20 protein-coding genes and 2 pseudogenes are annotated in these 20,371 nt (G+C 66.4%); all 22 read right to left on the minus strand.

What is annotated here, in order from left to right; translation table 11 throughout:
- Position 1: 1 nt before the first annotated feature.
- Complete coding sequence (rplN, locus tag JX283_RS03005; protein WP_204829298.1) at positions 2–370, minus strand: 50S ribosomal protein L14; 369 nt, start codon at positions 368–370, stop codon at positions 2–4.
- A gap of 84 nt (positions 371–454) precedes the next feature.
- Positions 455–712: pseudogene (gene rpsQ / locus JX283_RS03010) on the minus strand (30S ribosomal protein S17); the annotation flags it as partial.
- Positions 713–731: 19 nt separating this feature from the next.
- Positions 732–941 (minus strand): annotated as a pseudogene (gene rpmC, locus JX283_RS03015) (50S ribosomal protein L29).
- A 5-nt stretch (positions 942–946) separates the two neighbouring features.
- The gene (gene rplP / locus JX283_RS03020) at positions 947–1,372 is read right to left on the minus strand and encodes a 50S ribosomal protein L16 (protein WP_135978844.1); all 426 of its coding nucleotides are present in this window, start codon (positions 1,370–1,372) and stop codon (positions 947–949) included.
- Positions 1,372–2,079, minus strand: coding sequence for a 30S ribosomal protein S3 (gene rpsC, locus JX283_RS03025; RefSeq protein ID WP_204829281.1), 708 nt, complete (start codon positions 2,077–2,079; stop codon positions 1,372–1,374). The genes rplP and rpsC overlap by 1 nt, the downstream gene beginning before the upstream one ends.
- 7 nt (positions 2,080–2,086) lie before the next feature.
- Positions 2,087–2,452: a 50S ribosomal protein L22 gene (gene rplV, locus JX283_RS03030; protein ID WP_204829282.1), complete on the minus strand. Its 366-nt coding sequence runs from the start codon at positions 2,450–2,452 to the stop codon at positions 2,087–2,089.
- A gap of 18 nt (positions 2,453–2,470) precedes the next feature.
- Positions 2,471–2,728 carry a 30S ribosomal protein S19 gene (gene rpsS, locus JX283_RS03035; protein WP_204829283.1) on the minus strand — a complete coding sequence of 86 codons (258 nt, stop codon included), beginning with the start codon at positions 2,726–2,728 and terminating at the stop codon, positions 2,471–2,473.
- A gap of 30 nt (positions 2,729–2,758) precedes the next feature.
- A complete protein-coding gene (gene rplB / locus JX283_RS03040) occupies positions 2,759–3,592 on the minus strand; it encodes a 50S ribosomal protein L2 (protein WP_204829284.1) in 834 nt (277 codons plus the stop codon).
- A 153-nt stretch (positions 3,593–3,745) separates the two neighbouring features.
- A complete protein-coding gene (rplW, locus tag JX283_RS03045; RefSeq protein WP_204406482.1) occupies positions 3,746–4,042 on the minus strand; it encodes a 50S ribosomal protein L23 in 297 nt (98 codons plus the stop codon).
- A complete protein-coding gene (rplD, locus tag JX283_RS03050; RefSeq protein ID WP_204829285.1) occupies positions 4,042–4,671 on the minus strand; it encodes a 50S ribosomal protein L4 in 630 nt (209 codons plus the stop codon). Before rplD ends, rplW begins: the two co-directional genes overlap by 1 nt.
- A gap of 45 nt (positions 4,672–4,716) precedes the next feature.
- Complete coding sequence (rplC, locus tag JX283_RS03055) at positions 4,717–5,337, minus strand: 50S ribosomal protein L3 (protein WP_204829286.1); 621 nt, start codon at positions 5,335–5,337, stop codon at positions 4,717–4,719.
- A gap of 271 nt (positions 5,338–5,608) precedes the next feature.
- Positions 5,609–5,923 (minus strand): 30S ribosomal protein S10, encoded by a 315-nt coding sequence (gene rpsJ / locus JX283_RS03060; RefSeq protein ID WP_204829287.1) that lies wholly within the window; start codon positions 5,921–5,923, stop codon positions 5,609–5,611.
- Positions 5,924–5,971: 48 nt separating this feature from the next.
- A complete protein-coding gene (gene fusA, locus JX283_RS03065; RefSeq protein ID WP_204829288.1) occupies positions 5,972–8,068 on the minus strand; it encodes an elongation factor G in 2,097 nt (698 codons plus the stop codon).
- A gap of 24 nt (positions 8,069–8,092) precedes the next feature.
- Positions 8,093–8,563 carry a 30S ribosomal protein S7 gene (gene rpsG / locus JX283_RS03070; protein ID WP_204829289.1) on the minus strand — a complete coding sequence of 157 codons (471 nt, stop codon included), beginning with the start codon at positions 8,561–8,563 and terminating at the stop codon, positions 8,093–8,095.
- 37 nt (positions 8,564–8,600) lie between these two features.
- Positions 8,601–8,969: a 30S ribosomal protein S12 gene (gene rpsL, locus JX283_RS03075; protein WP_204829290.1), complete on the minus strand. Its 369-nt coding sequence runs from the start codon at positions 8,967–8,969 to the stop codon at positions 8,601–8,603.
- Positions 8,970–9,191: 222 nt separating this feature from the next.
- Positions 9,192–9,407 carry a helix-turn-helix domain-containing protein gene (locus tag JX283_RS03080; protein ID WP_204829291.1) on the minus strand — a complete coding sequence of 72 codons (216 nt, stop codon included), beginning with the start codon at positions 9,405–9,407 and terminating at the stop codon, positions 9,192–9,194.
- 250 nt (positions 9,408–9,657) lie between these two features.
- Complete coding sequence (locus JX283_RS03085) at positions 9,658–14,088, minus strand: DNA-directed RNA polymerase subunit beta' (protein ID WP_204829292.1); 4,431 nt, start codon at positions 14,086–14,088, stop codon at positions 9,658–9,660.
- A gap of 4 nt (positions 14,089–14,092) precedes the next feature.
- Entirely contained in the window at positions 14,093–17,593 is a 3,501-nt protein-coding gene (locus tag JX283_RS03090; protein ID WP_255533420.1) for a DNA-directed RNA polymerase subunit beta, read from the minus strand.
- Positions 17,594–17,887: 294 nt separating this feature from the next.
- The gene (gene rplL / locus JX283_RS03095; protein ID WP_204829293.1) at positions 17,888–18,268 is read right to left on the minus strand and encodes a 50S ribosomal protein L7/L12; all 381 of its coding nucleotides are present in this window, start codon (positions 18,266–18,268) and stop codon (positions 17,888–17,890) included.
- Positions 18,269–18,338: 70 nt separating this feature from the next.
- Entirely contained in the window at positions 18,339–18,869 is a 531-nt protein-coding gene (gene rplJ, locus JX283_RS03100; protein WP_204829294.1) for a 50S ribosomal protein L10, read from the minus strand.
- A gap of 327 nt (positions 18,870–19,196) precedes the next feature.
- Positions 19,197–19,901 (minus strand): 50S ribosomal protein L1, encoded by a 705-nt coding sequence (gene rplA, locus JX283_RS03105; protein ID WP_204829295.1) that lies wholly within the window; start codon positions 19,899–19,901, stop codon positions 19,197–19,199.
- Between the two features lie 107 nt (positions 19,902–20,008).
- Positions 20,009–20,371: 50S ribosomal protein L11 (gene rplK / locus JX283_RS03110; protein ID WP_204829296.1), on the minus strand; the 363-nt coding region annotated here is incomplete at its 5' end.

The following is a 20,371-nucleotide window of genomic DNA, read 5'->3' on the forward strand; positions in this document are numbered from 1 at the left end:
CCTACAGCGTCTCGGGTGCGAGCGAGACGATCTTCATGTACTTGCGGTCGCGCAGCTCGCGGGCGACGGGCCCGAAGATACGGGTGCCGACGGGATTGCCATCCTTGTCGATCAGGACGCAGGCGTTCTGGTCGAAGNGGATGTAGCTGCCGTCCTTGCGGCGGGTCTCCTTGACGGTGCGCACGACGACGCAACGGACGACGTCGCCCTTCTTCACCGAGCCACCGGGGGTGGCCTCCTGGACGGCGCACACGATGACGTCGGCGATGCCGGCGTAACGGCGCTTGGAGCCGCCCAGGACCTTGATGCACTTCNCNTTGCGCGCNCCGCTNTTGTCAGCGACGTTGAGCACGGTCTCCATTTGAATCATAGTTCTATCCTCCGTACCGCCGGGTTCCAGAGGTGCGCCCACGAGAGCGACGCACGTGTGCCGGGGTTCTGATGGCGGTGGCNACTTGGCCTNCTCGACGATCTCCANGAGACGCCAGCGCTTGGTCTTGGACAGGGGGCGGGTCTCCATGACCCTCACGGTGTCGCCGATGCCGCACTCGTTGTTCTCGTCGTGGGCGTGGAGCTTCTTGGTGACGTTCATCATCTTGCCGTACTTGGGGTGCGGCTTGCGCTCGGTGATCGACACCGTGATGGACTTGTCGCCGGAGATCGACGNCACGACGCCGGTGCGGACCTTGCGCGAATTACGGGAATCGCTCATGTTTCTTCTCCCCTAGCGACTAGTTGGCGGCTTTGGCGGCCGNGATCTCGCGCGCGCGCATCTCGGTCTGGATTCGGGCGATGTCACGCTTGACGGTGGTCACCCGAGCGGTGTTGTCGAGCTGGCTCGTGGCCATCTGGAAGNGCAGGTTGAAGAGCTCGGCCCTGGCCTCCTCGNGCTTGNTGGACAGCTNCTCGTCGGTGANCNNGCGAATCTCTTTGGCCTTCATACTGGTTAATCCTCCTCGGCCTGGTCGGCGCGGGAGACGATCTTGGTGCGGATGGGAAGCTTGTGCTGCGCCAGACGCAGGGCCTCCTTGGCAACCTCTTCGCTCACGCCGTCGATCTCGAACATGATGCGGCCGGGCTTGACGACGGCCACCCACTCCTCCGGGTTGCCCTTACCGGAACCCATGCGGGTCTCGGCGGGCTTCTTGGTGATGGGCTTGTCCGGGAAGATGGTGATCCAGACCTTGCCGCCACGCTTCATCTGGCGGGTCATGGCGATACGGGCGGCCTCGATCTGGCGGTTGGTGATCCAGTGGCACTCCTCGGCGCGGATGCCCCAGGAGCCGAAGTTGAGCTTGGTGCCGCCCTTGGCCTTGCCCTTCATGGAACCGCGCTGCACCTTGCGGTGGAGAACACGCTTGGGAGCCAGCATTAGTTGCCCCTCCTCTCGTTACGGCGACGGGGGCGGGACGGGCCCTCGAGCGCAGGGTTGGGCGCAGGCTGGCCCGGCAGCTTCTCGCCGAGGTAGATCCAGGTCTTCACGCCGCAGGCACCCATGATGGTGCGGGCAGTGGCCTCGGAGAAGTCGATCTTGGCACGGAGGGTCTGCAGGGGCACGCGACCCTCGCGGTACCACTCGCGGCGGCCCATCTCGGCACCGCCGAGACGGCCGGAGCACTCGATGCGGATGCCCTTGGCGCCGGACTTGCGGGCGCTCTGGACGGCCTTGCGCATGGCGCGACGGAAGGCGATGCGCTGCTCGAGCTGCTCGGCGATGGACTGGGCGACCAGGCTGGCGTCGAGCTCGGGGCGCTNGACCTCGNTGACGTCGACGGACACGCCGCCCTTCTCGGTGCCGGCGATCTTCTCGAGCTCACGACGGAGGGCGTCGATCTCGGAGCCCTTCTTGCCGATGACGATGCCGGGACGGGCGGTGTAGATGACCACCTTCACCTTGTTGCCGGCACGCTCGATGTCGACNCGGGAGAGGGCGGCACGCTCGAGGCGCTTCTTGAGGAACTTGCGGATCTTGAGGTCGTTGCCGACGTTGGCCGAGTAATCCTTATCGGCGTACCAGCGAGAACGCCAGTTCTCGGTGACGCCGAGACGGAATCCGGTGGGAGAAACCTTGTGACCCATGGATCTGTTACGCCTCCTTTCGGGGANCNACGGTGACGGTGATGTNGCTGGTGCGCTTGTTGATGCGCGAGGCCGAGCCCTTGGCGCGGGGACGGATGCGCTTCAGGGTGGGGCCCTCGTCGACGTAGGTCTNGACGATCACGAGGTCGTCGGGACGGAAGCCCTTGTTCTGGTAGGCGTTGGCCACCGCGGAGCGGAGGACCTTCTCGACGTCGACCGCCACGGCACGCTCGGAGAAGCGGAGGATCTCCATGGCGCGCTCNACGGACTTGTTGCGGATCTGGTCGACGACCAGGCGCGCCTTGCGCGGCGCGACGCGCACGTACTTCGCGGTCGCGGACACGTGCGACGGATTAGTGGTGCTCTTTGCCATGCTTGTCTATCCCCTCTTTTAGGCCTTGTGTCCGCGGAAGGTGCGGGTGGGGGCAAACTCGCCGAGCTTGTGGCCCACCATGGNCTCGGTGATGTACACGGGCACGTGCTTGCGGCCGTCGTGGACGGCGATGGTGTGGCCGACCATGTCGGGGAAGATGGTGGAGGCACGCGACCAGGTCTTGATGACCTCCTNGGTGCCGGCCTCGTTCTGCGCGACGACGCGCTGGAGGAGGCGGGTCTCCACGTACGGGCCCTTCTTGAGACTCCTGCTCATAGGTAATTGCTCCTGCTTCTCGCGACTGCGCTACTTCGTCTTGCGACGGCGGATGATGAGACGGTTCGAACCCTTCTTCGGGTCGCGGGTCTTGGCGCCCTTGGACGGCTTGCCCCAGGGAGAGACCGATGGACGGCCGGAGGTGTGGTNCTTGNCCTCGCCGCCGCCGTGNGGGTGGTCGACCGNGTTCATGACCNTGCCGCGGACGGTGGGACGGATGCCCTTGTAGCGGTTACGGCCGGCCTTGCCGATGCGGATGTTGGAGTGGTCGGCGTTGCCGACCTCGCCCACGGTGGCGCGGCAGGTGACCAGCACACGGCGCATCTCGGAAGACGGCATGCNCAGNATGGCGTACTTGCCCTCCTTGCCCATGAGCTGCACCGAGGTGCCGGCGGAACGGGCGATGGCAGCGCCCTTGCCAGGCTGGAACTCGATGGCGTGGACCANGGTGCCNACGGGGATNTCGGANAGNGGCAGGGCGTTGCCGNGCTTGATGTCGGCGCCGGGGCCGGAGATGACGGTGTCGCCCACCTTGAGGCCCTTGGGGGCCAGGATGTAGGCCTTGGCGCCGTCGACGTAGTGCAGCAGGGCGNTGCGGGCCGAGCGGTTGGGGTCGTACTCGATCGTGGCGACCTTGGCGGGCACGCCGTCCTTGTTGCGCTTGAAGTCGATACGACGGTACTTGCGCTTGACGCGGCCGCCCTGGTGACGGGTGGTGATGCGGCCGTTGTTGTTGCGACCGGCCTTCTTGGGCAGGGGCTCGAGAAGCGACTTCTCGGGCGTGGTGCAGGTGATCTCGGAGAAGTCCGAGACCGTCTGCCAACGCCTGCCCGCGCTGGTCGGCTTGAGATGCTTGACTCCCATGGTGATGTTCCCTTTCGAATATGTCCGATGGCCGCCCCGGCCAGGGATCGGCTTGACGCCGGGACCGGGACGACGCCGGATTACCACGGTACCGCGCGTATCCATTGCGGCACCGACCCGGACCCGCGACGGGGCCCGGGCCTCATCAGAGGACTACTCTGCGACCTGCTGGCCGAAGATCTCGATGGTGTCGCCCTCGGCGAGGGTGACGATGGCCTTCTTCCAGCGGCGGGTCTTGCCCTGGGCGTAGCGCACGCGCTTGTTCTTGGGCTTGACCCACATGGTGTTGACCTTGACGACCTTCACGTTGAAGATCTGCTCCACGGCGCTGGCGATCTCCTGCTTGGCGGCGTCACCGGCCACCTCGAAGGTGTACTTGTTGTCGCCCATCTGGTCGAAGGTGCGCTCCGAGACGATGGGGCGGATGATGACGTTGTAGACGGAGTTCATTAGACGAGAGCCTCCTCGAGGGTCTTGGCGACGGCCTCGGTCATGAGGAGGGCGCCGTTGTCGATGAGGTTGTGGGTGTTGGCCTCGTTGACGCNCAGGACGCGGACGTTGGGGAGGTTGCGGAACGAGATCATCTCGACGATGTCGTCGTTGCCCACCACGACGGTCACGCGCTTGTCGGCGATGCCGAGGGACTCGAGGAGGGCCTTGGCCTTCTTGGTCTTGGGCTCGTCGCCGAAATCGATGGAATCGACGAGGAAGAGCTCGCCGTCGGCCAGCTTGCCCGAGAGGACAGAGCGCATGGCCAGCTTGATCTCCTTCTTATTGGTGCGCTTGTAGTGCGAGCGCGGGGTGGGGCCGAAGGGCACGCCGCCGCCGACCCACTGGGTGGCGCGGATGGAGCCCTGACGGGCACGGCCGGTGCCCTTCTGGCGCCACGGCTTCTTGCCGCCGCCGGAGACCTCGGAGCGGCCCTTGGTGTCATGGGTGCCCTGACGCAGGCAGGACAGGTAGTTGACCACCACGTGGTGCACCACCGGGATGTTCGGCTCGATGCCGAACACGCGGGAATCGAGCTCGACGGTCTTGACCGAGGCGCCCTCCGCATTCTTGACTTCGATGTTGGACATCTGGATTCTCCTTGTGAGCCTGAGGGTGAGAACGTTCGAAGGCCCTTAGGCCATGCGGATCTGGACCAAGGCGTTCTTGGGGCCGGGCACGGCGCCCTTCACGAGCATGAGGTTCTGCTCGGGGTCGATGCGCACCAGCTTGAGGTTCTTGACAGTGACGCGCTCGTGGCCCATGTGGCCGGCCATGTGCAGGCCCTTGCGCACGCGGGCGGGGTAGGCGCACTGGCCGATGGAGCCCGGGCGGCGCTGGTTGCGGGAGCCGTGGGTGATGGGGCCGCAGGCGAAGTTCCAGCGCTTGATGGTGCCCTGGAAGCCCTTGCCCTTGGAGGTACCGGTGACGTCCACGTTCTTGACGCCCTCGAAGTCCGCCACGCTCACGACGTCGCCCACCTTGTGGTCGGCGGCGTTGTCTACGCGGACCTCGCGCAGATAGCGCATGGGCTCGACGCCGGCCTTGGCGAAGTGGCCCTTCATGGGTTTGTTGACGCGGGAGGCCTTGATGTCGCCGAAGCCGATCTGGACGGCGTCGTAGCCGTCGGTGGCCTCGGACTTGACCTGCGAGACGACGCAGGGGCCGGCCTGGATGACGGTGACGGGGACGACGTTGNCCTCCTCGNCCCAGACCTGCGTNATCCCGAGCTTGCGGCCGAGAATCGTGCTGACCATTCCTGTTCCTTACCTTCGGTGGTCATGGGACGGCACGGGGACCGCATGCCCCCGTTCCCAGAGGACCACATCCTACGGATCGCCGCTCTTTGGGATACGCCCGACCCCGTGGTATGAGTCTCGGCACAGAACACCCCAAATTGCAGCCTGAATAGTATAGGGCCCGCCTTCCCCATTTCATAGATTCTCCCCAGAGGAAGAACAAAACGGGAATGGCGGGCCCAGGAANAGGGGCCGGGCTTGCGGCCCGGCCCCTGTCGACTGCCTTGACTTAGGCGTCGAGCTTGATGTCGATCTCCACGCCCGCGGGAAGGTCGAGGCGCATCAGCGAGTCGACGGTCTCGCTCGGGGGGTCGAGGATGTCGATGAGGCGCTTGTGGGTGCGCATCTCGAACTGCTCGCGGGAGTCCTTGTCCTTGTGCGGCGAGCGGATGACGCAGTAGAGANTGCGCTCGGTGGGCAGGGGGATCGGGCCGGAGACGCGGGCGCCGGTCTTCTGGGCGGTCTCGACGATCTGCCGGGAGGACTGGTCGACGACCTCGTGGTCGAAGCCCTTGAGGCGGATCCTGATCTTCTGGTTAGACAACGTGGTACCTCCATCGANGGGCGGGCGGAATGCTCGCGGGCTTGGTGACTAGGCGTTTCCGCCGGCCTTGCTGACGATCTCGTCGGCAACGTTCTTGGGGACGGGCTCGTACTCGGCGAACTGCATGGTGTAGCTCGCGCGGCCCTGGGTCTGGGAGCGGAGGTCGGTGGCATAGCCGAACATCTCGCCCAGGGNCANCTTGGCCTTGATGACCTTGGTGTTGCGGCGGTCCTCCATGCCCTCGATCTTGCCGCGACGGCTGGAGAGGTTGCCCATGACGTCGCCCATGTACTCCTCTGGAGTCTCGACCTCGACGGCCTCGATGGGCTCGAGCAGGACGGGGTTGGACTTCTTGAGGNCGTCCTTGATGGCCATGGAGCCGGCGATCTTGAAGGCGGCCTCGGAGGAGTCGACCTCGTGGTAGGAGCCGTCGGTGAGGGTCACCTTGACGTCCACGACCGGGTAGCCGGCGATGACGCCGGACTGCAGCGCCTCCTGGATGCCCTTGTCGATGGAGGGGATGAACTCCTTGGGCACCACGCCGCCGACGATGGCGTTGACGAACTCGTAGCCGCTGCCGGGCTCGGTGGGCTCGATGTCGATGATGGCATGGCCGTACTGGCCGCGGCCGCCGGACTGGCGGACGAACTTGCCCTCGGCGTGGGTGACGGGCTTGCCGGCGGTCTCGCGGTAGGCGACCTGGGGCTTGCCCACGTTGCACTCCACCTTGAACTCGCGGCGCAGGCGGTCGACGATGATCTCGAGGTGCAGCTCGCCCATGCCGGCGATGATGGTCTGGCCGGTCTCGTGGTCGGTGTGCACCTTGAAGGTCGGGTCCTCCTCGGCGAGCTTGGCGAGGCCCACGGACATCTTGTCCTGGTTGGCCTTGTCCTTGGGCTCCACGGCGACGTCGATGACGGGCTCGGCGAACTCGATGGACTCGAGCACGATGGGGTGGGCCTGGTCGCAGAGGGTCTCACCGGTGGTGGTGTTCTTGAGGCCCACGACGGCGACGATGTCGGCGGTGGAGCAGGACTCGCGGTCCACACGGTCGTTGGCGTTCATCTCGAGGATGCGGCCGAAGCGCTCGCGGTCCTCCTTGACCGAGTTGTAGACGTAGCTGCCGGCGTCGGCGGTACCGGAGTACACGCGGACGTAGGTGAGCTTGCCCACGTAGGGGTCGGTCATGATCTTGAACGCGAGGGCGCTGAAGGGCTCGTCGTTGGACGGCTTGCGGACCTCGGGCTCCCCGTTCTTGGGGTTGAAGCCCTCCACGGGGGGCACGTCGAGCGGGCTCGGCAGGTAGTCGATGANGGCGTCGAGGAGCTCCTGGATGCCCTTGTTCTNGTAGGCGGAGCCCACGAAGACCGGGTTCATGGCGTTGCCCAGGGTGGCGGCACGGATGGCGCCCTTGAGGACGTCGACGGGGATCTCCTCGTCCTCGAGCACGAGCTCCATGAGCTCGNCGGAGTAGTCGGCGGCGGCGTCGACCAGCTCGGTGCGCTTCTCGTTGGCGAGCTCGACGAACTCGGCGGGAATCTCATCGAGAGCCTCGGGGTAGATCATGCCCTTGGCGTCCTCCTTGAAGTCCCACGCGGTCATGGTGACCAGGTCGATGAGGCCCCAGAAGTCGTTCTCGGCGCNCATGGGGACCTGGGCGGCCACCGCGGGGGCGGACAGGCGGTCCTTCATGGTCTCGATGGCGTTGAAGAAGTCGGCACCCACGCNGTCGTGCTTGTTGATGAAGGCGATGCGCGGGACGTTGTACGTGGAGGCCTGGCGCCACACGGTCTCGGACTGCGGCTGCACGCCGGCCACGGCGTCGAAGACGGCCACGGCGCCNTCGAGGACGCGCAGGGAGCGCTCGACCTCGGAGGTGAAGTCCACGTGGCCCGGGGTGTCGATGATCTGGATGGTGTGGTCCTTCCAGAAGCACGTGGTGGCGGCGGACGTGATGGTCACGCCGCGCTCCTGCTCCTGGGCCATCCAGTCCATGGTGGCGGCGCCGTCGTGCACCTCGCCGATCTTGTGGGTCTTGCCGGTGTAGTAGAGGATGCGCTCGGTGGTGGTGGTCTTACCGGCATCGATGTGGGCCATGATGCCGATGTTGCGCATGTTCTTGAGGTTGTACTTGCTCTTGGCCATTGCGGTGTTCTCCCTTAGCGCGGCTTACCAGCGGTAGTGCGAGAAGGCGCGGTTGGCCTCGGCCATCTTGAAGACGTCCTCGCGCTTCTTGACGGAGGCGCCCACGCCGTTGGAGGCGTCGATGATCTCGTTGGCCAGGCGGTCGGCCATGGTCTTCTCCTTGCGGGAGCGGGAGAAGCCGACGATCCAGCGGATGGCGANGGTGGTGGAGCGACGGGAGTTGACCTCCATGGGCACCTGGTAGGTGGCGCCGCCCACGCGCTTGGGCTTGACCTCGAGGGTCGGGCGCACGTTTTNCATGGCCTTCTTGAACACGGCGAGCGGGTCCTGGCCGGTCTTCTCGGCCACCTGGTCGAAGGCACCGTAGACGATGCGCTCGGCGGTGGACTTCTTGCCGTCGAGGAGGACCTTGTTGATGAGCTGGGTCACGAGACGGTTGTTGTAGACGGCGTCAGGGGTGACCTCACGGCGGTTCGCTGCTGCACGACGCGGCATGTGTTTCTCCTTACGTGCTGATCTTCAGGGCTTGAGGCTAGGAGCGCTTGGCGCCGTAGCGGGAGCGGGACTGCTTGCGGTTCTGCACGGCGGCGCANTCNTAGGCGCCGNGGNTGATCTTGTAGCGAACACCGGGGAGGTCGCGCNCGCGGCCGCCACGGATGAGGNCGATGGAGTGCTCCTGGAGGTTGNGGCCCTCACCGGGGATGTAGGCCGTGACCTCGATGCCGTTGACGAGGCGCACGCGGGCCACCTTGCGCAGGGCCGAGTTCGGCTTCTTGGGCGTGGTGGTGTACACGCGGGTGCANACGCCGCGCTTCTGGGGGTTGCCCTTGAGGGCCGGCTTCTGGGACTTGGCCTTGGTGCTCTTGCGGCCCTGGCGGACCAGCTGGTTGATGGTAGGCAAGTTTTCTCTCCTTCGTACCTGTTTGAGGCTCACATCGACCATATGTAGAGGCGACGCNGCACAACATCGCCTGGATCGGCGCAAGACGGGATATTATGCCGGTGTTTTCTCGCTGTCAATTGTCCACGTAGCCGGGCGTATCCCATTCCACCCGCCCTCCATCCCACAGGGAAGGGGCCCTCCCGGACATTCCGGGAGGGCCCCTCGGGAAGAGCCGCTCGCTTAGCCGTTCTTGCGGGGACGGCCGCGCTTCTTGGGCCTCAGCGCCTGGGCACCGCCGTCGCGGTAGGCGGCGCACCAACGGAAGAAGGCGCTCTTGCTGGCAACGCCGTGGGAGAGCATGGCGTCGCTTGCCGTCATGCCACGGTCGAGATGATCCNCGACCGCCTTGAGCTTGGTCTCATAGGTGTAGGAATTCCTCTGAGCTCCTGGCTGCATAATCCACCCCAACAATGCATTGGTCCGGGGGTGCCGCATTGGGGAGACNGTCNCCCAGTCCGATGGCGGTCGGCCCCCATATCGATGTGACAAACACTGTTGGTTGGGTACCCNGCGCCCCTCCCCCATTACTTCCCGGTCCATCANACGTGTCGACACCGTAAACGGCACACAAAAAGGAGCCGGTCCTTAAAGAAACCGACTCCTTTAATTACTAGAAAGCTGTAAGCAGAAAGCTGTTATGCCCCGCCTACTCGCCGCCCAGCATCTCGTCCTGATGGGCCACCTGGGTGAGGATGTCGTCGAGGGAGTTGAGGTCCTCGTTGATGGCGGCGGGGTTGACGTTGTCGCTCGCGGTGCCGCCGATGAGCTCGTCGTCGAACCCGTGGTGGGTGGACGGCGCGGCGGTGCCGAGCATGACGTTGTCGGNATCGGGCGAGAACACCATGTTGAGGAGCTGGGAGAGCTCGTCTACATCGGNGGCGTCGTCGTCCTCCGGCTGGAGCAGGTAGAGGAGGTTGCGCTCCTCGAGGCCCGCACGGAGCTCCTCGATGGCCTTGGCGCCGATGCCGTCGATGCGAAGCAGGTCGTCCTCGGTCTTGCCGATGAGGTCGCCGACGGTCTCGATGCCCACCTCGCTGAACTTGTTGGTCCAGCGCTGGGACACGCCGAGGTCGTCGAAGAGGTAGAGCTTGGCGTCCTCGGAGGACAGCGTGCGGCCGTTCTTGGAGTACACGCCGGGGTAGTAGTCGTCGCCGGCCCACTCGAGCTGCTTGGGCAGCTGCTCCTCGATGCTCTTGAGCTCGTCGGGGGCCCACTCGGGCAGCGACTTGTCGAGCGGCGAGGAGGGGTGGTCGATGGACTCGCCGTGGTAGGTGAGCTCGACGTCGCGGTAGGCCTTGAGGCCGGTGCCGGCAGGGATCTGCTTGCCCACGATGACGTTGCTCTTGAGGTCCATGAGGTGGTCGACCTCGCCCTTGATGGCGGCCTCGGTGAGGACGCCGGCCGTGCGGATGAACGAGGCGGAGGACAGCCAGGAGTCGATGGAGCTCGCCACCTTGAGCGTGCCGAGGATGGCGGGCTCGGCCTCGGGCGGGGTGCCGCCCTCGAGGGCGATCTCGTTGACCTTGTCGGCGAACTCGTAACGGTCCACGTACTGGCCGAGGAGGTACTTGGAGTCACCGGGGTTGGTCACCTGGNCGCGGCGGAGCATCTGGCGCGCGATGACCTCGNTGTGCTTGTCGTTGAGGTCGACGCCCTGGGAGGTGTAGACCGACTTCACCGACTCCACGAAGGTGTGCATGGTGGACTCGATGTCCGTGAGCTTGCGCAGGTTGCGGAAGTTCACGAAGCCGTGGGTGAGCTGGTCGCCCGCGCGCACCGTCGCGCCGTCNTCGATGCCCGGCATGAAGCGCACCGACGCCGGGACGTCCTTGGTGGACAGCACGCGGCTGGGGTCGTCGGAGTCGAGGATGGTGATGTGGTACTCGTTCTGCTCGGGCACGATGTGCAGGAGGCCCGAGTAGGGGGCGAGGTCGGCCTCGCGTCCGAGGATCTTCTCGTTAACGTTGCCGACGACGTCGAACATGCGGCCGACGGTGGGCAGGCCCTGGGTGATGTCGTCGGCTCCGGCCACGCCGCCGGAGTGGATGGTACGCATGGTCAACTGCGTACCGGGCTCGCCGATGGACTGGGCGGCGATGATGCCCACGGCCGTGCCGATGTTCACCGGGCGGCGCGTGGAGAGGTCCCAGCCATAGCACTTCTGGCAGACGCCGTACTTGGAGCGGCAGGTGAGCAGGGCGCGGAGCTCCACCTTCTTGAGGCCGNCGTCCACCATGGAGCGGATGTCGTCCACGGACTCGATGTAGTCGCCCTCCTGGAAGAGCACCTCGCCGGTCTCGGGGGCCACNACATCATCGAGGACGCAGCGGCCCACGAGGTCGACGTTGAGGTCGTCGGTGCCGGGGAGCACGAGGTTGTAGGTCACGCCCTCGGCCGTGCCGCAGTCGGCCTCGCGCACGATGACGTCCTGGGCCACGTCCACCAGGCGGCGGGTGAGGTAACCGGAGTCGGAGGTGTGCGACGAGGTGTCCACGAGGCCCTTGCGGGCGCCGTAGGTGGAGATGAAGTACTCCAGCGGGCGCAGGCCCTCGCGGAAGTTGGCCTTGATGGGCAGGTCGATGGTGTCACCGGACATGTCGGCCATGAGGCCGCGCATGCCGGCGAGCTGGCGCAGCTGGGTCTTGGAGCCACGGGCGCCGGAGTCGGCGAGCATGTAGATGGGGTTGTCCTCGGAGAAGCCCTTGAGCATGACCGAGCCGAGCTCGTCGGTGCAGGAGGTCCAGGCGTTGACGACCTCGGTGTGGCGCTCGGCCTCGGAGAGGAAGCCCATCTCGTAGTTCTCGTTGATGGTGTCGACCGCGATCTGCGTGTCGGCCAGCATCTTCTCCTTCTCCTCCGGGATGACGGCGTCCCAGACGGACACGGTCAGTCCGGCGCGGGTGGCGTAGTGGAAGCCCGCGTACTTGATGGCGTCGAGGATGGGCTCGACGTCGGCCAGCGGGTAGCGGTCGCAGCAGTCGTTGACCAGACGGCCCATGTCGGAGCTGACCATCTTGTAGTTGATGAAGGGGTAGTCGTTGGGGAGGCACTGGCGGTTGAAGATCACGCGGCCGGNCGTGGTCTCCACNCGGACCGAGCCCTCGGTGACGTCGTAATCGGTGTAGGAGTCCTTGGAATCCATGACGCGGAACAGCAGGCGGTCATCCTCGGTCTGGATGTTGGCGTCCTCGGGCCCCACGCGCACGAAGACCTTGGCCTGGATGTCGAGGTCGGCGTGGGCGTCGTAGGAGGCGATGACGTCGTCGAAGNCGGCGAAGGCCCTCCCCNCGCCCGCGACGCCCTCGTGCTCGGTGGTGAGGTAGTACACGCCGAAGACCATGTCCTGGGACGGCACCGTCAGCACCTTGCCGGAGGCAGGGGTGCGAAGGTTGTTGGACGACAGCATGAGCACCCGGGCCTCGGTCTGGGCCTGGGTGGACNGCGGCACGTGCACCGACATCTGGTCGCCGTCAAAGTCGGCGTTGAAGGGCTTGCAGACGAGCGGGTGCAGGTGGATGGCCTTGCCCTCGATGAGCACGGGCTCGAACGCCTGGATGGACAGGCGGTGCAGGGTGGGGGCGCGGTTGAGGAGCACGAGGCGGTCGGAGATGACCTCCTCGAGGACGTCCCACACGCCCGGCTCGGAGCGGTCGATGGCACGCTTGGCACCCTTGATGTTCTCCANCTTGCCGAGCTCGACGAGGCGGCGCATCACGAAGGGCTTGAACAGCTCGAGGGCCATGGTCTTGGGNAGACCGCACTGGTGCAGCTTGAGNTGGGGGTCNACGACGATGACCGAGCGGCCGGAGTAGTCGACGCGCTTGCCCAGGAGGTTCTGGCGGAAGCGGCCCTGCTTGCCCTTGAGGGTCTCGGCGAGGGACTTGAGGGGCCTGCCGCCACGGCCGGTGACGGGGCGCCCGCGGCGGCCGTTGTCGAACAGGNCGTCGACGGTCTCCTGCAGCATGCGCTTCTCGTTGTTGACGATGATGTCGGGGGCCTCGAGGTCGAGCAGGCGCTTGAGGCGGTTGTTGCGGTTGATGACGCGGCGGTAGAGGTCGTTGAGGTCCGAGGAGGCAAAGCGGCCGCCGTCGAGCTGCACCATGGAGCGCAGGTCGGGCGGGATGACCGGGATGACGTCCAGGATCATGTTGGTGGGGTCGTTGCCGCCCTCCATGAAGGCCTCGACGATCTCCAGGCGCTTGACGGCCTTCTCGCGGCGCTGCTTCTGGCCCTTCTCGTTCTCGAGGATGGCACGCAGCNCCTTGGCGGTGGCGGCGAGGTCGATGTCGGCGAGCAGGTCGCGCACGGCCTCGGCGCCCATGCCGCCGTCGAAGTACAGCGAGTAGTACTTCTTCATCTCGCGGAACAGGGCCTCGTCGGCGATGAGCTCGCCCTTGGCCACGGTCATGAACTTGTCGAAGGCGTCCGTGCGGAGCTGCTTCTCCTCGGCGTACTCCTCCTCGAGGTCGGCGATNTCGGCNCGGATCTCGTCGGCGGACATGGGTTCCACGTCGCCGAACTCGTCCTCGCCGCCCTCGCCCTGCTCGCGGATGCGGGCGATCTGCTCGTCNCGCTCGGCGTNGAGCTGCTCGAGGTCGGCGGCCAGCTCCTCCTTGAGGTCGGTGGCGTCGGCCTCGCGGGCCTCCACGTCGACCTTGGTGATGACGTAGCTCGCGAAGTAGAGCACCTTCTCGAGGTCCTTGGACTTCATGTNGAGCATGCGGGCGAGCGGGAAGCTCGTGGGGCTCTTGAAGTACCAGATGTGGCTCACGGGGGCGGCGAGCTCGATGTGGCCCATGNGCTCGCGGNGGACCTTGGAGCTGGTCACCTCGACGCCGCACCGGTCGCAGACGATGCCCTTGAAGCGGATGCCCTTGTACTTGCCGCAGGCGCACTCCCAGTCCTTGGAGGGCCCGAAGATCTTCTCGCAGAAGAGGCCGTCGCGCTCGGGCTTCAGCGAGCGGTAGTTGATGGTCTCGGGCTTCTTGACCTCGCCGTGGGACCAGGAACGGATCTGCTCGGCAGAGGCCAGGGAGATCTTGATGGCGTCGAAATCAGTGGTGTCGAAATCTGCCACAGGGCTACTCCTTATCAGAATCGAGGTCGGCGANGAGGTCGTCGGTGGCGACCTGGGCGGCACCGATCAGGTCGTCGGCGTCGGCGTCGGCGNAGGCCTCAACGGCGTCGACGGTGACCTGGGCCGGGGCGGCGGCGGGCGCCTCGGGACGCTTGTCGGAGATGGGCTCGATGTCGAGGGCGAGGGAGCGGATCTCCTTGACGAGGACCTTGAAGGCCTCGGGGATGGAGGCCTCGGGCACGTTCTCGCCCTTGACGATGGACTCGTAGGCCTTGACGCGGCCGTTGGTGTCGTCGGACTTGATGGTGAGGATCTCCTGGAGGACGTTGGCCGCGCCGTAGGCGTAGAGGGCCCACACCTCCATTTCGCCGAAGCGCTGGCCGCCGAACTGGGCCTTGCCGCCCAGCGGCTGCTGGGTGATGAGGCTGTAGGGGCCGGTGGAGCGGGCGTGGATCTTGTCGTCGACCATGTGGCCGAGCTTGAGGATGTAGCTCGTGCCCACCGTGATCTTGTCGCGGAAGGGNTCGCCGGTGCGGNCGTCGTACAGCGTGGTCTTGCCGAACGAGTTGAGCTGCGGCACGAACGACTCCATCATGGCATCGCCGTAGTCCTCGCGGGCGCGGTTGAGCAGGTTGACGTTGGTGCGGCGGATGCACTCGGCCACCTCGTCGCCCGTGGCGCCGTCGAAGACCGGCGTGGAGACCGGCNTGGGGCCGGGCACGTAGCGGTCGGAGTCGGCGGACTCGGTGTCCCAGCCCTTGGCGGCGCACCAGCCGATGTGNNACTCGAGCAGCTGGCCCACGTTCATACGGGACGGCACGCCGAGGGNGTCGGGCAGGACGTCGACGGGGGTGCCGTCGGCCATGTAGGGCATGTCCTCGACGGGGAGCACCTTGCAGACGACGCCCTTGTTGCCGTGGCGGCCGGCGATCTTGTCGCCCTGCTGGATCTTGCGGCGCTGAGCCACGAAGACGCGGACCATCTCGTTGACTCCGGGCGGGAGGTCGTCGCCGGCCTCGCGACTGAAGCGCACGACGTCCACCACGCGGCCGTAGGAGCCGTGGGGCATCTTGAGGGAGGTGTCGCGCACGTCGTGGGCCTTGGCGCCGAAGATGGCGTGGAGCAGGCGCTCCTCCACCGTGGGCGTGGTCTGGCCCTTGGGGGTCACCTTGCCCACGAGGATGTCGCCGGGGCCCACCTCGGCGCCGATGCGGATGATGCCGTCGGCGTCCAGGTTGGCGAGCATGTCGGCGGACAGGTTGGGGATCTCGCGGGTGATCTCCTCGGAGCCGAGCTTGGTGTCGCGGGCGTCGATCTCGTGGCGGGAGATGTTGATGGAGGTCAGCAGGTCCTCCTGCACCACGCGCTCGGAGACGACGATGCCGTCCTCGTAGTTGAAGCCCTCCCACGGCATGTAGGCCACGGTGAGGTTGGCGCCGAGGGCGAGCTCGGAGTTCTCCACGGAGGTGGAGTCGGCCAGCGGCTGGCCGGCCACGACCTTCTGGCCCACCTCGACGATGGGGCGGTGGTTGATGCAGGTGGACTGGTTGGAGCGCTGGTACTTGGGCAGGTCGTAGCGCATGAGGCCGTCGGCGGCGGCGTCAACGACCACGTGGGCGGCGTCGGCCTCGACGACGGTGCCGTCGCGGTCGGAGCAGATGAGCTCGCCGGAGTCCAGCGCGGCGCGGTACTCCATGCCGGTGCCCACGAGCGGAGCCGTGGGACGGATCAGGGGCACGGCCTGGCGCTGCATGTTGGCACCCATGAGGGTTCGCTTGGCGTCGTCGTGCTNGAGGAACNGGATCAGCGTNGCGGCGACGGAGAGNATCTGGCGCGGCGAGACGTCCATGTAGTCGATCTCGGACACGGGGGTCTCGGCGGGGGCGCCGAAGGAGCCGTCGTAGTCGCGGGTACGGGCCACGACGCGGTCGGCCTCCACGAGCTCGCCGGTGAGCGGGTCGACGGTGAGGATGCGGCCNGNCTCCGGGTCGATNGCGGTGTCGGCCGGCGCGATGATGTGGTCCTCCTCCTCGTCGGCGGTCATCCAGTCGATGACGTCGGTGGCGCAGCCGTCCACGACGCGGCGGTACGGGGTCTCGATGAAGCCGTAGTCGTTGACGTGGGCGTANAGGGCGAGGGTGCCGATGAGGCCGATNTNGGGGCCCTCGGGGGTCTCGATGGGGCACATGCGCGCGTAGTGGGAGTTGTGGACGTCGCGCACGGCGGTGGGCACGTTGGTGCGGCGGCTGGAGCCNGACTTGTGGCCGGCGAGGCCGCCGGGGCCGAGGGCCGACAGGCGGCGCTTGTGGGTGAGGCCGGACAGCGGGTTGGCCTGGTCCATGAACTGCGACAGCTGCGAGGAGCCGAAGAACTCCTTGATGGCCGCCACGATGGGCCTGATGTTGATGAGCGACTGCGGCGTGATGTCGTCGGGGTCCTGGGAGGCCATGCGCTCGCGGACCACGCGCTCCATGCGGCTCATGCCGATGCGGAACTGGTTCTGCACGAGCTCGCCCACGGTGCGGACGCGGCNGNTNCCGAANTGGNCGANGTCGTCGACCTTCTTGGTGGTGTCGCCGTCGCGGAGGGCGAGGAGGTAGCGGAGGGCCGCCACGATGTCCTCGGCCGTGAGGATGGTCTCGTCGGCCGGCACGTCGATGCCGAGCTTCTTGTCGATCTTGTAGCGGCCCACGCGGGCGAGGTCGTAGCGCTGCGGGTTGAGGTAGAGGCCGTCCACCAGCGAGCGGGCGGCGTCCACGGTGGGGGGCTCGCCGGGGCGCTGGCGCTTGTAGATCTCGATGAGGGCCTCGTCGCGGGTGCGGGCGGTGTCGGAGGCCAGGGTGTCGCGCACGATGTCGGAGTCGCCCAGGAGCTCGACGATCTCGTCGTCGGACTCGGCGATGCCGAGGGCGCGGAGCATGACCGTGGCGTTCTGACGGCGCTTGCGGTCGATGGACACCACGAGCTTGCCGCGCTTGTCGACCTCGAACTCGAGCCACGCGCCGCGGGCCGGGATGAACTGCACCTTGAAGACCTCGACGTTGCTGTCGAGCTCCTTGGAGAAGTAGACGCCCGGGGAGCGCACGAGCTGCGAGACGACGATGCGCTCGGTGCCGTTGATGATGAAGGTGCCGCGGTCGGTCATGAGCGGGAAGTCGCCCATGAACACGAGCTGCTCCTTGATCTCGCCCGTCTCCTTGTTGGTGAAGCGGACCTCTACCAGGAGCGGGGCCTGGTAGGTNACGTCCTTGGCCCGGCACTCGGCCACGGTGTGGGCGGGATCGCCGAACTCGTGGTCACCGAAGGTGATCTCCATGGTGCCGGCGTTGTTCNCGNTGGGAGAGCTCTCGNCGAAGGCGTTCNCAAGGCCCTCCCCCATGAACCGCTCGAACGACTCCTTTTGAATGGTGATGAGGTTGGGCAGCTCCATCGCAGGGGCGATCTTGCTGAAGCTCACGCGGCCCGTGACGTCGGTGGAGGTGACGGAAGAGTTTGCGGTACGCACCGGGCATTTCCTCCTTATAACGGCATACAGCGGCAATTGTCGCAAGGTAGTAATCTAGCCAAGAACNACGGGCCCGTCAATGAAAAGTATTGACATTGTCGGGGGCTTGGATAAACTATCCCGTTTTACCCCGACGTCCTGCAGGGATGCCCCTCCCCTCACCGCGGCGGATGTGGAGGGTCTGTGACGGGACGGGGCCCTTCGACCGCTCGTCGGCCGCAAGGCCCCGTCGCACAAGAAAAGGGGCCCCGCTCCCATGAGCGGGGCCCCTCGAAGGTTCGGTGGGAACCGGAGTTACTTGATGGAGACGGCGGCGCCGGCCTTCTCGAGCTGCTCCTTGGCGGCCTCGGCCTCGTCCTTCTTGACACCCTCGAGGATGGGCTTGGGGGCACCCTCGACGAGCTCCTTGGCCTCCTTCAGGCCGAGCTTGGTGAGGCCGCGGACCTCCTTGATGACGGCGATCTTGTTGTCGCCGAAGCCCTCGAGCACGACGTCGAACTCGGTCTTCTCCTCGGCGGGCTCGGCGGNGCCACCGGCGGCGGGCATGGCGCCCATCATGNCGGGGGCGGCGGCGGACACGCCGAAGGTGTCCTCGAGCTCCTTGACGAGCTCGGAGAGCTCGAGGGCGGGCATGGCCTTGATGGCCTCGATGATCTCATCCTTGGTGACAGCCATGGCTGTTCTCCTTCTTCATAGGCGGGGCGCGCTGGCCCCGGACTTAAAAACGNCGGTGGTGCGNGAGCGCCTAGGCAGCGGCCTGGCCCTCCTTCTGCTCGGCGATCTGGGTGAGCGCGGTGGCGAGACCCTGGACGGGCCCGTTGAGGACGCGCACGAACCCGGTGAGGGGCGCGGACACGGCCGCGGCCAGACGGGCGAGCAGCTCCTCGCGGCTGGGGAGGTCGGCGATGGCGAGCGCCTGGGCGGCGTCGATGGCCTGACCGTCGGAGATACCGCCGAGGAACTCGACCTTGTTGAGCTCCTTGGAAGTGTCCTTGATGGCCTTGGCGGCCTCCACGGGGTCGACGGCGTAGAACACGCAGGCAGTGGTGCCCACGAGGATGTCGTCGATGTTGGGCATGTCGTGCTCGGCGAGGGCGATCTTGACGATGTTGTTCTTGTACACCTTCATCTCGGCGTCGGCGTCGCGGAGCTTGCGACGAAGCTCCTGGCTCTCCTTGACCGAAAGACCGCGGTAGTCGATGACGAACAGGCCCTTGGAGGAGTCGANGGACTCGTTGANCTCCTTGAGCATGGCTTCGTTCTTCTTGGATGGCATGGTTACACCTCCTTGAGGGATTTCCCGGGCATGCCGTGCGGCTGAGGGGAAGCCTCGCAAAAGAAGAGGTCCCGTGTGGCGCCAGCCAGACGGGACCTCGAACCATCGGTTTCGAAGANNACCTCGGCAGGCGGGACTCGCGTCCCCTTTGGTCGCCTTGGNGACACCGGCTGTCTCTGGCAGCGGACATGCTGTGATACGTGCAGGAACCAGTATGGCCCCTTGCGCGGGGGAGTCAAGGGCCCTCGACGTCCCCCTCCCCCGCTCCACGAAAAAGNGACGCGCCGGAGCGGCACGTCCCTTCCTGCGATCGTCTGTGCTGGTGCGCTAGTCGTCGAGCAGGTTGCGCACNATGGTGGGGTCGACCTTGACGCCCGGGCCCATGGAGGAGGAGAACGCCACGGACTTGACGTACTTGCCCTTGGCGGAGGACGGCTTCACGCGGAGCAGCTCGTTGATGAGCGCGCTGTAGTTCTCCACGAGGTCCTCNACGGAGAAGGACACGCGGCCCATGGGGACGTGCACGATGCCGTAGCGGTCGGCACGGTACTCCACGCGGCCGGCCTTGAGCTCCTGGACCATCTTGGCGACGTCCATGGTCACGGTGCCCAGCTTGGGGTTGGGCATGAGGCCGCGGGGGCCGAGGATCTTGCCGATGCGGCCGACCTTGGCCATCATCGGCGGGGTGGCGATGGCGGCATCGAAGTCGATGTTGCCGGCCTGGATGGCGGCCACGAGCTCGTCGCCGCCCACGACGTCGGCGCCGGCCTCCTCGGCCTCGCGGGCCTTCTCGCCCTCGGCGAAGACGGCCACACGCACGGACTTGCCGGTGCCGTGGGGAAGGGAGATGGAGCCGCGGACGTTCTGGTCGGCCTTGCGGGTGTCGACGCCCAGGCGCACGGAGGCCTCGACGGTCTCATCGAAGTTGGCGAAGTGGATGTCCTTCACCGTCTCCATGGCGGCCTTGGGAGTGTAGAGGCGGTTCTCGACCTTAGCCTCTGCGTCGCGGTNCTTCTTGCCGTGCTTGGGCATGGTGGTGCCTTCCTGTGGTTAACGGGCGCGCCGCGCCCTCCCACATCGGACCCCTCGCGGGGCCGTGAGGGGAGCCGAATCTCCCCGGGACTACGGTTGTGCCGGTGCTACTCGGCGATGGTGACGCCCATGGAGCGGGCGGTGCCGGCGACGATGCGCTTGGCGTGCTCGATGTCGTTGGCGTTGAGGTCCGGCANCTTGATCTCGGCGATCTTGGTGAGCTGCTCGTCGGTGAGCTGGCCGACCTTGTCGCGCTGGGGCACGGCGGAGCCGCTCTTGATGCCGAGCTCCTTGAGGATCAGCTTGGCCGCGGGCGGGGTCTTGCAGACGAAGTCGAAGGAGCGGTCCTCGTAGACCGAGATCTCGACCGGGATGATGTCGCCGGCCTGGTCCTTCGTGGCGGCGTTGAACGCCTGGCAGAACTGCATGATGTTGACCTGGGCGGCACCGAGGGCGGGGCCGACCGGGTC

This window comes from Olsenella sp. CU969, from assembly GCF_905219715.1.
GTDB lineage: Bacteria > Actinomycetota > Coriobacteriia > Coriobacteriales > Atopobiaceae > Granulimonas > Granulimonas faecalis.